Annotated in this window: 15 protein-coding genes; 3 read left to right on the top strand and 12 right to left on the bottom strand. The window is 40.1% G+C overall.

All coding sequences use genetic code 11. From position 1 onward, the window contains the following. Nucleotides 1–40 precede the first annotated feature (40 nt). Nucleotides 41–733: an SDR family oxidoreductase gene (locus tag A6749_RS10080; RefSeq protein WP_066388884.1), complete on the top strand. Its 693-nt coding sequence runs from the start codon at nucleotides 41–43 to the stop codon at nucleotides 731–733. Nucleotides 734–1063: 330 nt separating this feature from the next. On the opposite strand, the gene A6749_RS10085 is transcribed toward A6749_RS10080, so the two are convergent. After that, complete coding sequence (locus tag A6749_RS10085; protein WP_066388887.1) at nucleotides 1064–1519, bottom strand: hypothetical protein; 456 nt, start codon at nucleotides 1517–1519, stop codon at nucleotides 1064–1066. Between the two features lie 33 nt (nucleotides 1520–1552). On the opposite strand from A6749_RS10085, the gene A6749_RS29370 reads away from it, so the two are divergent. Further along, entirely contained in the window at nucleotides 1553–1768 is a 216-nt protein-coding gene (locus A6749_RS29370; RefSeq protein WP_407937543.1) for a hypothetical protein, read from the top strand. A gap of 5 nt (nucleotides 1769–1773) precedes the next feature. Here A6749_RS29370 and A6749_RS10095 read toward each other — a convergent pair whose 3' ends face one another. The 9 genes from A6749_RS10095 to A6749_RS10135 form a co-directional block, all read right to left on the bottom strand. After that, nucleotides 1774–2628, bottom strand: a complete 855-nt coding sequence (locus A6749_RS10095; protein ID WP_066388894.1) for a sulfurtransferase — start codon at nucleotides 2626–2628, stop codon at nucleotides 1774–1776. Nucleotides 2629–3033: 405 nt separating this feature from the next. Continuing rightward, nucleotides 3034–3957 (bottom strand): aminopeptidase, encoded by a 924-nt coding sequence (locus A6749_RS10100; protein WP_066388896.1) that lies wholly within the window; start codon nucleotides 3955–3957, stop codon nucleotides 3034–3036. Nucleotides 3958–4042: 85 nt separating this feature from the next. Next, entirely contained in the window at nucleotides 4043–4807 is a 765-nt protein-coding gene (locus A6749_RS10105; protein WP_066388898.1) for an IclR family transcriptional regulator, read from the bottom strand. Nucleotides 4808–4916: 109 nt separating this feature from the next. Beyond that, a complete protein-coding gene (locus A6749_RS10110) occupies nucleotides 4917–6185 on the bottom strand; it encodes a M20 family metallopeptidase (RefSeq protein WP_066388899.1) in 1269 nt (422 codons plus the stop codon). Further along, complete coding sequence (locus tag A6749_RS10115) at nucleotides 6185–7135, bottom strand: DUF1177 domain-containing protein (RefSeq protein WP_066388900.1); 951 nt, start codon at nucleotides 7133–7135, stop codon at nucleotides 6185–6187. Before A6749_RS10115 ends, A6749_RS10110 begins: the two co-directional genes overlap by 1 nt. A gap of 12 nt (nucleotides 7136–7147) precedes the next feature. Then, nucleotides 7148–8125: an ABC transporter ATP-binding protein gene (locus A6749_RS10120; protein WP_066388904.1), complete on the bottom strand. Its 978-nt coding sequence runs from the start codon at nucleotides 8123–8125 to the stop codon at nucleotides 7148–7150. Then, nucleotides 8100–9131 carry an ABC transporter ATP-binding protein gene (locus A6749_RS10125; protein WP_066388906.1) on the bottom strand — a complete coding sequence of 344 codons (1032 nt, stop codon included), beginning with the start codon at nucleotides 9129–9131 and terminating at the stop codon, nucleotides 8100–8102. Before A6749_RS10125 ends, A6749_RS10120 begins: the two co-directional genes overlap by 26 nt. A gap of 20 nt (nucleotides 9132–9151) precedes the next feature. Beyond that, nucleotides 9152–10042 carry an ABC transporter permease gene (locus A6749_RS10130; RefSeq protein WP_066388908.1) on the bottom strand — a complete coding sequence of 297 codons (891 nt, stop codon included), beginning with the start codon at nucleotides 10040–10042 and terminating at the stop codon, nucleotides 9152–9154. 3 nt (nucleotides 10043–10045) lie between these two features. After that, on the bottom strand, nucleotides 10046–11008 hold the full coding sequence (locus tag A6749_RS10135; RefSeq protein ID WP_066388916.1) for an ABC transporter permease: 963 nt from the start codon (nucleotides 11006–11008) through the stop codon (nucleotides 10046–10048). A gap of 246 nt (nucleotides 11009–11254) precedes the next feature. On the opposite strand from A6749_RS10135, the gene A6749_RS10140 reads away from it, so the two are divergent. After that, entirely contained in the window at nucleotides 11255–12856 is a 1602-nt protein-coding gene (locus A6749_RS10140; protein WP_066388920.1) for an ABC transporter substrate-binding protein, read from the top strand. 151 nt (nucleotides 12857–13007) lie between these two features. Here the strand turns inward: A6749_RS10140 and A6749_RS10145 are convergent, their stop codons facing one another. Together A6749_RS10145 and A6749_RS10150 are read right to left on the bottom strand one after the other, a co-directional pair. Continuing rightward, complete coding sequence (locus A6749_RS10145) at nucleotides 13008–13781, bottom strand: LamB/YcsF family protein (protein WP_066388922.1); 774 nt, start codon at nucleotides 13779–13781, stop codon at nucleotides 13008–13010. Nucleotides 13782–13802: 21 nt separating this feature from the next. After that, a complete protein-coding gene (locus A6749_RS10150; RefSeq protein WP_066388924.1) occupies nucleotides 13803–14726 on the bottom strand; it encodes a 5-oxoprolinase subunit C family protein in 924 nt (307 codons plus the stop codon). Nucleotides 14727–14777 lie beyond the last annotated feature (51 nt).

A 14777-nucleotide genomic window follows, 5' to 3' on the forward strand; every position in this document is an offset into this window, starting at 1 on the left:
ATAGATGTCATGTATTTTTTAAGCGAAAGGAATGTATCATATGGATATAAAGGTTGTCGTTATTACAGGTGCCGGAAGTGGATTAGGTGCTTCTTTGGCAAAGAAATATTCTGAATTAGGAGCCCATGTATGTTTACTTGGAAGGACTAAATCAAAACTTGATCAAACGGCTGAAACATTAACCCAGAGCCATTCCATTTACGAGGTAGACGTTACATCTAAATCAGAAGTGGCAAAGGTCATGCAATCGATTAAGGAAGCAGTTGGACCAGTTGATTTATTGATTAATAACGCAGGAGTCGGTGCATTCGATTTGTCCGAAAATATTGGAGAAGAATCTGTTCACAATATGATTGATATTAATCTAAAGGGAACAATTTTCTGTACACAAGAAGTACTGCCTGACATGAAACAGCGGAATCAAGGATTGATTGTAAATGTCGTATCGACTGCTGGAGTGGAAGGGAAAGTGAACGAGACAGTTTATTGCGCAAGCAAATTTGGTGTGCGTGGATTTACCGAGAGTTTAGCAATTGAACTACGGGATACTGAAATTAGGGTGTTAGGCGCTTATATGGGCGGAATGAAATCGCCATTTTGGGATGGCATTTACGAACCAGAGCAAACAAAGCATTTGATGGACCCTGATGATGTAGCCGATATTATTATCGAAAACACTAAACCACGAGCTTCTCTTTCCGTAACAGAAGTTATTATTAAAAACAAGATTTAAATAAACAACCTGGAAGAATGGGGGCAGACTGTCGATTGTTGAATTTGGGACAGGTCTGCCCCATCGTTTTTCACCAAAAGATTCTTTAAAAATGACATAACCTGCAGTTTATCCGCGCTTTTTCGGTTAATATCCGCGAATCTGAGCTAGTTATCCGCGAATTGCCGGGGGATATCCGCGAATTAAAAAACAACCATCTTTTAAGAAATGGGGCCTTATTAAAAATGTCCTTCAGCCGGGTTTTGAGGAACATAACTCTGTTGCTTCATAAGATGTAATACACTAATAAAATTTAAGCCCATAGGATGACACTAGAACCTCTCTTTATATCTATAGCTTCTCAATCTCCTCTTTCAGAAACCCTGTAAATTCAGCAATTTCCTCTGCCGTCTTGCCCTTTTCTTTCATTTTCTTCGCCACCAATAGCAGTGCCTCCTCTCTCCCTTCTTCTCTTCCTCTTCTTTCATACGAACTAATGATTTCCATGACTTTTTCGCCTTCTTTTGCACTCATCGCTTTCACCTCTTCAATTACTTTTTCCTCTTCTTCCTTTGTTAACTGTAAATACGTATCGAAAAACCCCATCAGCAGGGTCAACCTGGCTGGATCTAGCTGCATTCTTAGCACCATTTGCAAGAACTCTGTTTTTACTTCTATTTTCTCCCTTTCAGTATATCCCATTTTACTTAAAAGAGCCGCTGCAACGGGGTTGTCCTGACGAATATAATTACGCCAGTTTTCTGTTTTCAATTGAACGGTTAAATAATGAAAGTCGATTACTTGCATAAACGGAAAGTTCATGGAAAAACGGTCAGGTTCATGATGGATGGCATCGTAACTAAAGATGGCAATGCAATTGCCTTTGCACAGGAAGGCATTCACGTAGGTCTTGTTGGACGTACGCTTGAGAATTTACAAAAAGTAGCTGAGGAACTTAAACAGTATGATGTGAAAGTGGCAATTTGTTCATACATGGATAAAAAATGTCGAGAAATAGAGGAAAGTAAAAGGGGGGGGTTATTTCTAAAAACCTAAATGAATCATGCAGAAGAACCGTCCCCGTGACTCCATTCCATCCATCCTCCATCGTATACACTTATATTGGGCCATCCCATAAGATGAGCAATAAAGAACGCTTCACTTGCTCTCCAGCCGGTACCACAATAAAAAATCACCTTTTTATCTGGGGTAATTCCGGATTCCTCCCATAATTCTTTAATTTCTTTAAGCCTTTTGAGGACACCATTTTTTTCTTCAAAATCTTCCATATGATATGGATCAGAGCCGGCATATCCCCATACGGCATTTGGGATACGGCCCTTTTCTTTCATATAATCATAACCTGTGGCTTTACCAGAATATTCATTCCAACTACGAACATCAACCACAATAGAATCTTTATCGTATAAACTTTTTTCAACATCCCTTCTTGTAGAGAGATAGTTTGACTTTGGTTCTGGTTTAAAGGGACCTTTGCTTGCCTCCACGATCGAAGGATGTTCTTCTACACGAAATCCAAGAGCTTTCCACTCATCGATTCCGCCATTCAACAAACGAACATCTTCTACACCTGCATACATGAATGCCCACGCAGCTCGAGTGGCAGCCATGATTTGTTGTCCGTAAACAATAACTGTGGTTTCATTAGAAATATCTAATTGATTTAAAACGATTTCTAGCTGCTCAATGGAAACAAGATTCCACAGTGGACCACCTTCTATTAAATTTGTATCTAGATAAATGGACCCCGGAATAAATCCATTCTTATAATCCGTTGGTTGACCAAACCCAACAAAGACAACAATAGGTTTTTGTTCCGTTTGATATCCGGGATCATCCATAAGGTTCTTAAGCTCGATTGGTGAAAGTAACTTGTGTTGATTTTTAAATGGCACGCTATCCCCACCTTTAAATAGCCACATTCCGCAATATTTATAAGTGCAATTGATCAAATGGCTTTCATGAGTATTATATTGCAGTAAAAAATGAGCGGCAATAATATAGGACCGCCCTATTCATATATTATTTATCCATCATCAAACAAAACAAACGTTAGTTTAAAACCTAATTTTAAAAAATGACAGCAGTTGGTCCTTAATAGTTACCCACAATCCTCCAAGACACGCTGCGAGTGAGTGGCTAACTCTTACTCGACTGGAATCCCGCCCGCTATGTTACGACCTTGCTCGGTCTCTTTGACAGACACTTGTATTAAAGCCATAAAAATAAATAACAACCGGCACTGATTTATAGTGCCGGTTGTCTACTGTCTTGATAAATGTTCCTTATTTAGCGGTCACTTAAACAATTCGTTCTCCATCAATGAACACAATAGGTTCTTTGATGACACAATCAATATGAACGCCGGCTTCTGTTTGGCCGCCAAAGGATTTGTTGCTTCCAAATGCAATATGAACGGTCCCAAAGACCTTTTCATCCTCTAATACGTTGCCGGTTAACCGGGCTTTTTTGTTTGTACCAATTCCGAACTCAGCAATGGTACGGCCCTCCCCGTCACCTAAAAGTCCCAGCAGTTGTTTGCCTTTTTCACCGCTTGCTGCTGCTAATCTTCCGTTTTCAACATGTAAAGTTACGGGTTCATTTAAGACACCAATTCCTGAAATAGAGCCGTCAATGGTGATTGTACCATTTGCCGAATCCTCAAGCGGTGCAATATAACTTTCCCCTGATGGGAGATTTCCGGATTCACCCTTTTCCCGGAACACACCGGTACTTGGAATCGCTTTTCTCCCTTTAATCGTGAAGATTAACGTGTCATTTCCTTTTCTAATTTCCACCTGCTCGCCATTTTCAAGGATTTCACAATACTTCGCTGTCAGCCTCTCCACTTCCGAATAATCAGCCGTAATGGCTCCTTCTTCCAGCATATCTAAAGTCAGTCCAGGCATGGTGGCAATTCGTGAACCGCCTTTAGCGGCTTCTTTTCTTGCCTTTGTATGTGTAAGCGAGTGTTTTGTGATACAAAAAACAACATCAGCGGAGCGCATGGCCTCACTGACGATACGAGGAGGTTCCTCTCCCGACTTTGACCTAGTGGCCATTTCCATTAATACCGTTTCATTTCCTAATTCTGTCCCTGCTGCTTGGAAAATCTTAGCTATGTCCAATAGTTCCGAATCCGTTACAATTAAAACCTGCTCATCTTTTCTCACATACAAATTTTGTTGGAGAACAGATTTAGCTACTTCTATGTATTTTTGCATCTGTAACTCTCCTTTAATATTATGAATACTAGGCGGCCGTAAGCCTTTACAAAATTTTGCAGCTGCCTTTTGGCCACCTATATAGTTAAAGCCGTATCTTTAATTGATATTTTTCCATCATATCGGCTAATTCATCCCTAGCCTGTTTTAAAATAGGAATCGATTCGTTTATTTTCTTTTGCGACATTCGATAATTCGGTCCGGATACGGTTAACGAACCAATAATTCGATCTTGTTGGAATAGCGGAACGGCGATCGCAATAATATCTGGTGTGTATTCTCCCTCGCTCATGCCCCAGCCATTTTCCCTTATCACCTGTAATTCCGCTCTTAACTCGTCCGGATTCGTCTTTGTTTTTTCCGTATATTGCTTTAATTCGTACGTATTTAAATAGTTTTCAACAAAATCATCCGGCATAAAGGCCAAAATACTGCGATAAGAAGCACCTACATATAAAGGCGCCCTGCTTCCGACTGATACAGAGAACTTCACCTTATTATCAGGTTCTATGGCTTCAAAGGTAACGGCCTGATCCTTATCTAGTAAGGTAAGAAAAACAGATTCGCCCGTCTGTTTGAATAATTCCTCCAATACAGGGTGAATGATCTGTTTCAGATTTAAACTATTATACATATTCATCCCTAGTTCCCATGCAGCTAGACCTAATGAATATTTCTTCGTTACTGGATCCTTCCGTATGAAATTATTAGATTCAAAGGTTTCAAGAATCCGATATATTTTTGCGTGATCCATATTCATCTCTTGGGCAAGTTCCCTTCCGCCCCATTCCGGCTTGCTTCTTGTAAACATCCGAATAACCTTTAGTGAATCATCTAATGTCTTTAGCATATAATCCTCCCCCACCCAATCACAAAACTTGAGACATCCTAATCTATCATACCAAATTCTTAATAAATCTGGATGAAAATAGAAGGCCTCAAGTTTCTAAACGCTCATCTTATTTGGAATAGAGAAAATCAATCACAGCTGCAATATAGACTTTTGCGCAAGTAATGATTTGTTCCGTTTTTACTCTTTCGTTATATCCGTGAATCGTCGGTAAATAGGCCGGACCATATTGAAGTACTGGAATATCGTATTCTCTAAAATGTTTGGCATCACTGCTCGCCCATTGCATCACGCCATACGCTTCCTCATCTGTGACGAAGGTAATATTATCAACAATCGCTTTACATACTGGATCATTGGCATCCGTATAATTTGCTTGACTTCTGAAACCGAAGCGGCGTAATTCATATCGAATTCCTAATTGATCCAATTTGTCCGTTAGTATGTCCGTTACTTCCTCTTGCGTAATGCCAAACGGCAAACGGCAATCGACTTGAACTTTACAGCTTTCAGGAATGACATTTGATTTTGTACCGCCTTCAATAGTGCCAATATTTACGGTGATTTTTTCAAATACATCGATGTATTTCAATCGTTCGGTCTCTACTTCCCGCATGTATCGGTGGGTTACCTCAATTAACGGTTTAACACTTTCCGGAATTTCGATGGTTAAATCCCATAATTTCTGAACCTCAAGAAGTGCTTTTACCATATCACTGATGGCATTTTGACCAGCCAACGGAGATAAGCTTCCATGTCCCGGCTCGCCAAACACTTCAAGCTCAAACCAGTATGAACCTTTTTGACCGATCGTTGGATTTCTTGGTGAGGACGGCTCCGCAATTAAACAGCCATCGCCTTTTACGAGGCCCTTTTCTAAAAGCCATGGTACCCCAAATTCACCGCCAGTTTCTTCGTCCGGAACAATGACAAGTGACAAGCTTCCAGGGAGCTCAATATTCAAACGTTTTAAGATCGTTGTGGCAAAAATTAAACCTGAAAGCCCTGCCTTCATGTCACTTGCCCCTCTTCCAAGCATCCAGCCGTCTTTTATTTCCCCGCTGAATGGATCAAAGTCCCACTTCGAACGATCTCCCGCAGGAACAACATCGGTATGGCCACAGAAAATCAGATTTTTTCCTTCGTTACTATTTCCCACTGTGGAGATTAGATTATACATTTTATCTGCTGACTCATGCCATTCGACTGATATGTCAAATTTACCTAAGTAATCGGCGATAAATTGGCTAATTTCTGTGGAATCACCAGGAGGGTTTTCACTTGGGATTTTAATTAACGAACTGCATAGTTCCAGTAGTTCATCTTTTCTTGATTCCACTTCATCTATTAATCTTTGTTTTAATTCGGTGGTATCCATTATTTCACAACCTCCTGGTTACCTTTAGTTTGTAAGTGTGTCATTTTTCCATATAGATTTTCTAAATGGTTGAATTCCTCCGCGTTAAAGAAAGAGCATTTGTTATCGCCGTACACTTTAGCCACTTCAATTGCAAAACGGACAACCTGCTCCACGTCAGTTAAATGAGTGGCACCTGTACCACATCCGGCAACAGTTGTTTGTGTCGTAATCGCCACGCCTACAACTGGACTAGATGTTGCAACAGAAGGCTGAAGGATACTATTAATATGAAATACACCGTTTCCATATGGAGTGATATCCTGTGTGGTAATAGGCATGGTAACAGGAAGAATTCCGGTTGATTGTGTATAAACCTGTAACAGATCATCACTTACTTTTAAAATATAGCCTTCTTTTACAGTCGGAGTGAGAGCAAAGCCTTTATGGTTCAGAATCATATTTCCTTTTGTTGTATCAATCGAGAGAATGGCATCCATTTCAGCAGTTACCTCGTGCTGATTCATGGTTAAAATATCGACTGGGGAATTCATAAATGGTACCGGGTCATGCGGTAAGGTTGGTGCAGTTGGACAAATATGGGTTGTAATGATGACATCTCCGTTCAATTGATCCCCTTTTTTGGTCATGTCCAATATTTTAGCCGCAGCTGAAATAGCGGATAAAGCGCCATCTCCGTCAGAAACAAAACCTGTCATTTCAGGGCGAGCGCCGATTCCGCCAAGGCGCCCGATAATCCCTAATGTTGCCGCATCTCCGCCTTTTGACTTTCCATTTCTACCAGGGATGGTAATTTTAATAAAATCCGTTGAACCAAGTTCCCCTTTAACGGTTTCAACAACCACTTCCCCTTCTCCTTGAATCGCATCTAAATAGGCTTTAACCTCTTCCCCTGTTACGTATTGATTATCTAATAATTCATATAGCTCAATGACATGTTTAAAAGACATTTTTCGTTCCTCCTATTGTTCGTTAAGTAAATGACATGATGCAATATGGCCATTCCCCGTATCGATTAACTGCGGTGCTTCCCTTTTACATCTGTCCATCGCAACCGGACAACGTTCGTGGAAATGACACCCCGATGGCGGGTTAATAGGGTTAGGCACAGAATCTTTTAAAATAATTCTTTCCTTCCGGTCGTGTGGATTTTCTTTTGGAATAGCAGATAATAACGCTTTTGTATACGGATGCTTTGGATCCTCATAAATTTCCTTGTATGTTCCCATTTCCACGATTTTCCCTAAATACATCACGGCAATCCTGTCGCACATGTATCGGACCACATTCAAATCATGCGAAATAAAAATATAGGTTAAATCAAATTCCCTTTGCAATTCTTTTAATAGATTAATAACCTGTGCCTGTACAGATACATCAAGCGCGGACACTGGTTCATCACAAATGATAATGTCCGGATTCAAAACTAAAGCTCTTGCAATATTAATCCTTTGCCTTTGGCCGCCGGAAAATTCGTGAGGATATCGTTTGGCATGATACTGGCTTAAACCGACGACTTCCAACAATTCTTCTACTCGTTTCTTTTGTGATGCCTTGTCGCCAATACGATGAATCACCATGGGCTCTGCGATTAATTCCCCGATTGTCTTTCTCGGATCCAAAGAGGCATACGGATCCTGGAAAACCATTTGGATGGATTTTCTCGTTTCCCGTAGCTTTTTCCCATCCATCCCGATTAAATTTTCACCTTTAAACTGTACCGTCCCGCTTGAAGGTGTAATCAGCTGGTTCACTAAACGAGCCATGGTTGATTTTCCGCAGCCAGATTCTCCAACCACCCCTAGGGTTTCACCGCGATAAACATCAAAACTGACCCCATCGACAGCCTTCACGCTTAGTCTGGATTTTACAAAAGGAATGGGGCTTTCCAATGGAAAATGCTTCTTTAGTTCCCTAACTTGTAACAATGGCTCTGTCATGGGCTGTTTTCTCCTTTCTGTCTAAGCGGTTTTCCTTCGTTTGAAAATGACAGGCAGCATAATGGTTTTCTCCGACCTCTGTCATTTTAGGCTTGTTAGTAAAACAAACATCTTGTGCATATGCACACCGTGCCGCAAATGGACACCCCGTTATCTCCTGCCTAAGATCCGGGGGACTGCCAGGGATGGTTGTCAATGGTTGATCCTCACTGACACTTTCCGTAATTTGCGAATCTAGAAGTCCCCATGTATAAGGATGCTTCGGATGATCATAGATTTCCTTAACCGTCCCATACTCGACGACATTTCCTGCATACATCACAAGCACCTTGTCACACAGCTCCCATACCACCCCTAGATCATGGGTAATCATAATGATCGCTGTGTTAAATTCATCCTGCAGCCTTTTCATCAAATCCAATATTTGTGCCTGAACCGTTACATCCAGTGCGGTAGTCGGTTCGTCAGCTATTAGAAGCTTTGGATTACATGACAGGGCGATGGCAATCATCACACGCTGCCTCATCCCGCCGGAAAATTCATGCGGATACATATTAATTCTTTTTTCCGGTGCTGGGATTCCCACAAGCTTCAGCATTTCGATAGCTTTTATCTTGGCTTCCTTTTTCGAAACCTTTTGGTGGGTTTTAATCGATTCGATAATTTGATCCCCTACAGTGAATACAGGGTTAAGACTCGTTAATGGATCCTGGAATATCATCGAAATTTCGTTTCCACGAATAGATTTCATTTCTTTTTCCGATAGCTTCAAGAGATCTTTTCCGTCGAAATGAATCGCTCCCCCGCTTATTATTCCTGGCGGATTGGGAATAAGACGCAGCAAGGATGTGGCCGTAACGCTTTTGCCGGATCCTGATTCGCCTACAATCCCAATGTTTTCTCTTCTATTTAAGGTAAAACTGACTCCATTTACAGCTTTAGTAATCGCGGAGCCAGATTTAAATTGAACTTCTAAATTTTCAACCTTTAATAATTCCTCCGACATCTGTTACGCCTCCTTTGATGTTAGGCTTTCATTTTCGGGTCAAGAGCATCGCGCAGCCCGTCACCAAATAGATTAATTCCAACAACCGTAATCAATATGGCTAGACCCGGAATCGTGGCCATATGAGGATTTAAGACTAGAAAGTCCTTCCCATCCTGCAGCATACTTCCCCACGATGCAGTTGGAGGCTGTACTCCAAGCCCTAAGAAACTAAGTGAGGCCTCAGAAATAATGGCACCTGCGATACTCATCGTTGCATAAACAATTAATGGGGCAAAACTATTTGGCAATACATGATGGAAGATAATGCGGCTATGTTTAGCTCCTAAGGACCGCGTCACCTCGATATATTCCGAATGTTTAACACTCAGTACCTGTCCGCGTACTACTCTTGCAAAACCCGGAATATTCCCTACTCCAATCGCAATAATCACATTGACTAAGCCTTGTCCGAGAACGGTCATCAAGGTAATGGCCAATAAGATAAAAGGAAAAGCAGAAAGCCCATCCATGAAACGCATAATGATAGAATCCAACTTTCCTCCAAAATATCCGGATATAACTCCTAACAGTGTTCCAACTACGGCACCAAATAGTACCGCCCCGATTCCAACCAGCATGGAAATTCTCGCTCCATATACTAATCGGCTAAAAATATCGCGACCATAATTGTCTGTCCCTAGAATGTGTCCTTCTACGCCAATTCCTAAAAGCGTCTTGGTTACATTCATTTTATTAGGAGGATGTGTAGCAATAACAGGAGCAAATAGTGCTGTTAAGATCAGCAGCAATATCACAAATAATCCAAAAGCCGCAAAACGATTGCGAATCAATTTCCTAAATAATGAGTGCTCATTTTTAGTTTTTACATGAGTTTGTTCCAGTACGATTCCTTGCTGCCCTGTTGACATTACTTATGACCCTCCTTTGTTTGATGAATATTTAATTCTTGGGTTCACTACTTTATATAAAATATCGACTACTAGATTGACAACCACATAGATTAAGGCAATAAAGATAACCATGTTTTGAACAACGACAAAGTCCCTTTTTCCAATTGCATCAATAATCAATAGTCCAATCCCAGGCCAACTGAAAATGGTTTCTGTTAATACCGCTCCACCAAGCATGGACGAAACCTGAAGACCTAATACCGTTAGAAGAGGTGTTAATGCATTTTTAAAAGCATGCTTACAAATGACAATAAACTCACTTAAACCTTTAGAACGAGCTGTTTTTACATAATCCTGTGAGATAACCTCCAGCATGCTTGAACGGGTAATTCTAGCAAACTGGGCAGTAGGAATCGTTGCGAGTGCAATACTTGGCAGGATTAAATGGCTGAAGAAATCACCGGCACCGGCTTCCATTGAACCCATACCTGTGGCAGGAAACCAGCCTAAATTCACACTAAAAAACAAGACGAGCATAATTCCAAGCCAGAAAATGGGCATCGAAACACCAATTAATGAAAAGGTTGTAAAAAGATAATCAAAAATGGAATTTTGCTTTCTTGCTGCAATAATGCCAGCTGGCACCCCGATGACGATGGAAATGATTAAGGCACAAACCGCAAGAATCACAGTATTTGGAAAGCGCTCCATAATTAAGTCGATGACCGGTTTGTTATACGTTAAGGAGTTTCCAAGATCTCCTTGAAGTAAATTGCCTATATAATCAACAAATTGAATATATAGTGGTTGATTTAATCCCAGTTCCTCTGTCAAAGCTTTGATATCCGCCGCACTAGCTTGTGGACCAAGCATGACGGCTGCAGGATTCCCCGGCAGCAGACGAGTGATTAAAAAAACAATGATAGCAACTATTAATAAAGTAGGTATCATATTTAAAATTCTACCGACAATGTACTTACCCATTTTCCTCCTCCTTTTTATTCAATATTCGAATCAATGATTCATTATTTGAATAGTGACAATTTTATCATTCGATTTTTTATTTGTAAATATGGTGTTATTGTAAATTTTTTAGCTTTTTATATATTTCAAAAAATTATTTACATTCTCTTAAAGGTTATGGTAAATTAAATAATAATTCAAATATTGAATTAATGATTCATTATATGAATCAACTTTAAATTATAACTGTACAGGAGGTTTATTTTTATGAAGAAATTCAAGCAATACCTGTTCATCCTTGTATTGATAACAGCTGTTTTCGCGATCAGTGCCTGCAGCAGCAGTTCGGACTCTAAAAAAGGTTCCGATGGACAAGCTGCTAATAACGAACCAAAAAGTGGGGGTATATTGAATGTCGGCCTTTCCTCCAACCCCAACACACTGGATCCTATTAAATATACTGGTGCATATGAGTCGCAAATTATGCGTTCGATTGGGAATACACTCATTGTTTATAACAAGGATTTAAGTGATTTCAAACCATCCTTGGCAACAGAGTGGAAAGCCTCTGACGATTTAAAATCCTATACATTCAAGTTAAGAGAAGATGTTTATTTCCAACCCGGGAAATACCAAGATGGCAGACAAATGACGGCAGAAGATGTTAAATATAGCCTAGAGCGTTCTGCTAAAGAATCTGCATTAAGCCGTTTATCCGGTATTGACTCTGTAGAAGTTACTGGGAAATTTGAAGTTACGATTCATATGCCTAAACCAAATGCTTCCCTATTAGCTATGCTTACAGACCCAGGAAATATCATTATTCCGAAAGAAGAAGTAGAAGGATGGGGAGATCAATTCGGCGCTCATTTAGTCGGAACTGGACCGTTCCAACTTAAGGACTGGCAAACAGACCAAAAAGTAAATTTAGTCCGCAATGATAAATATTGGGGTGAAAAGCCTTATCTTGATGGTGTTACCTTTAAAATTATTAAAGATCCAAACATGATGACTAATGCTCTTCGTTCTGGCGATATCGATATAGCTACAGATATTAAAGGTCAAAATCGTAAAGTTATTGAATCAGATAAGAATTTAACCCTCTTATCAAAACCAGGACTTTCGTTAACCTATCTTGATTTAAACAATATGATTGGACCTACTGCAGATCCAAAAGTAAGGGAAGCAATCTATAAGGCTACAAATGTTGAGGAAATTGTGAAAGGTGTCAGCCAATGGGGAGGCGCATCCGTTTCCTATGCTCCACTTCCAAAGGAATCATGGGGATACAGCAAAGATTTGGAAAAGCTTAAGCCTAAATATGATCCTAAAGAAGCTAAGAAGCTTTTAGCTGAAACAAAATATGCAAAAGGTTTTAAAACAGAGCTTTATGTATTAGAATCTCGTGTTCCATATGCAACGATTTTCCAAAACCAAATGAAGGAAAATTTAAATATTGATGTGGATGTTAAGGTAACAGAATGGGGTACGCTAAGCGAGCTTGCAGCCAAAGGAAATGCGCCAATGTATATCGGAGGCTGGTCATGGTATCCGGATCCATACTTCTTCCTAAATAAAACGTTCCATTCCGACCAAATTGGTTCCCTTGGTAATGGAAAAGGCTACAAAAACCCTGAAGTAGATGCCTTATTAAACAAAGCTCTAACCGAAACCGTTGATCAAAAAGAAAGAGCTGCCTTATACCAAGAGGCTATTAAACTGATTATGAAGGATTATCCACGTATTGAATTTGATAATCTTGATCAAACAGCTGCAATTAGTCAAAACGTCCAAGGATTCGATATTCCTGCAGACGGTTCTATTAATATTGTTAACCCTAATGGTACCAACGTTTGGTTGAATAAATAAACCTGATTGTGATGTAAAAAGGGACTGCCCTATTTTTAGGGCCAGTCCCTCACTATTTATGGTTTAATCCATAATTACAATATGTACAAAATATTTTGCTTCCGAAGGTGTACTTTATAATTGCATACATAGGTGAGTATATTCTATCCTTCTAAAAACCTATCTCAAATGGTGATTTAACTTCTATACCTGCACCCTCTAATCGCTTTTTAATAACTTTAATCATTTCTAAAGCAGTTGGCGTATCACCGTGAACACAAATAGTTTCCCCGTTGACTTCAATCTCTTCTCCGGAGATAGCGTTTACTTTTCCTTTAGTAACCATTCTGACTATCCTGTCTGCAACAAAGTTAGGATCTGAGATAATAGCTCCTTCTTCTTTTCTGGAGACTAAAGAAAAATCTTTGTGATAAGCCCTATCAGCAAATATTTCCAATTTGTAAGGGTGGCCCTTTTTCTCTGAAATTCTGTGTAATTCCGAATTCGGCTTGACAAAAATCGGAAGGTCCGGCTTTACAGATTGAATAGCATCGACAATATTGATTGCCATTTGTTCATTTGAATCAGCCATATTATTCATGCTTCCATGCGGCTTAACATGTTGCATTTTTACATTATATTTTTGACAAAAGATATCTAATGCCCCTATTTGATAAATAATGAGATTGATAAGTTCCTCTCGCGGTATATCCATATTTCTTCGCCCGAATCCCGTCAAATCAGGAAAGCCTGGGTGAGCTCCAACCCCTACACCATACTCTTTAGCAATTTTAACTGTATGGTCCATTGTATTCGGATCTCCACCATGAAACCCGCACGCAACGTTTACCGAGGAAATGTACTTTATAACTTCATCATCATTCCCTAGTTTATAATTACCGAAGCTCTCTCCCATATCACAATTCAAATCGATCGTTTTCTTCATTTATTATTTTCTCCTTTCACCTTAACAGGTAGCACTTAATATTTTAAAAATCTGATTTTGCTGTTTTAACTCTTCTTGCGCTTTATCAATGGTTACTTCGGTAAAGGTAATAGAATCTCCCGGCTTCACCTGTCCAAGTTTTGGCAGATCCACCGTGATGACTCCACCTATTTTTGTATAGCCCCCTACACTCTGTCTTCCCACTAAAAAAATAATAGGCTGGCCATTTTTCGGTACCTGTATTGCCCCATAAAAAATTCCTTCAGAAATAATATCTGCTGTATCTTTATGCTCTATAATTGCGCCCTCCAACCGACATCCCATTCGGTCCACATCTTTAGTAACTATATAAGTGGAAGAAAGGAATGTTTTTATGCCCTCCTCTGTAAACGCCTCATCTTGTGGGCCAAGAATAACCCTAATATTAATGTTATTTTCATATTGAGGGATTAGATCCTTGGATAACTTCCTGCCCCTTCGCCCGTCCAATGATTTAGGGAAAACGTGAATAATATCGCCTTTTTTTAACATCCGACCATTAAGCCCGCCGATTTGTCCAACAAGATCCGTAGCCCGGCTGCCAAGGACTTTAGGAACGTCGATACCACCAGTTACTGCCAAATAGGAACGACAACCTGTTCGTGGACCCTTAAATTGAATAACATCACCCTCTTTGACATGGACAGACGTCCACATGGGAGTTTCTTTTCCGTTTATTACCGGGTTTAAATCTCCGCCGGTAATGGCAATAACAGCGGGCTCTTTGACCAATAACTTCAATCCCATCAAAGTAACTTCTAACAATGCAGCTTCCTTGGCATTCCCAACCAATATATTTGCCATCCGATGGGCGTATGGATCAGCGGAACCCGACACAGCTAACCCGTATTTCTGATATCCGTGTCTCCCCAAGTCTTGGATTGTTGTCAATAATCCTGGTTTCATTACTTCAAATATGTTGGCCTCCCCCTTTCCGATGACTTGGATAAAGTTAAT

The sequence above is a fragment of the Neobacillus mesonae genome (assembly GCF_001636315.1).
In the GTDB taxonomy this organism is placed as follows: domain Bacteria; phylum Bacillota; class Bacilli; order Bacillales; family Cytobacillaceae; genus Neobacillus; species Neobacillus mesonae.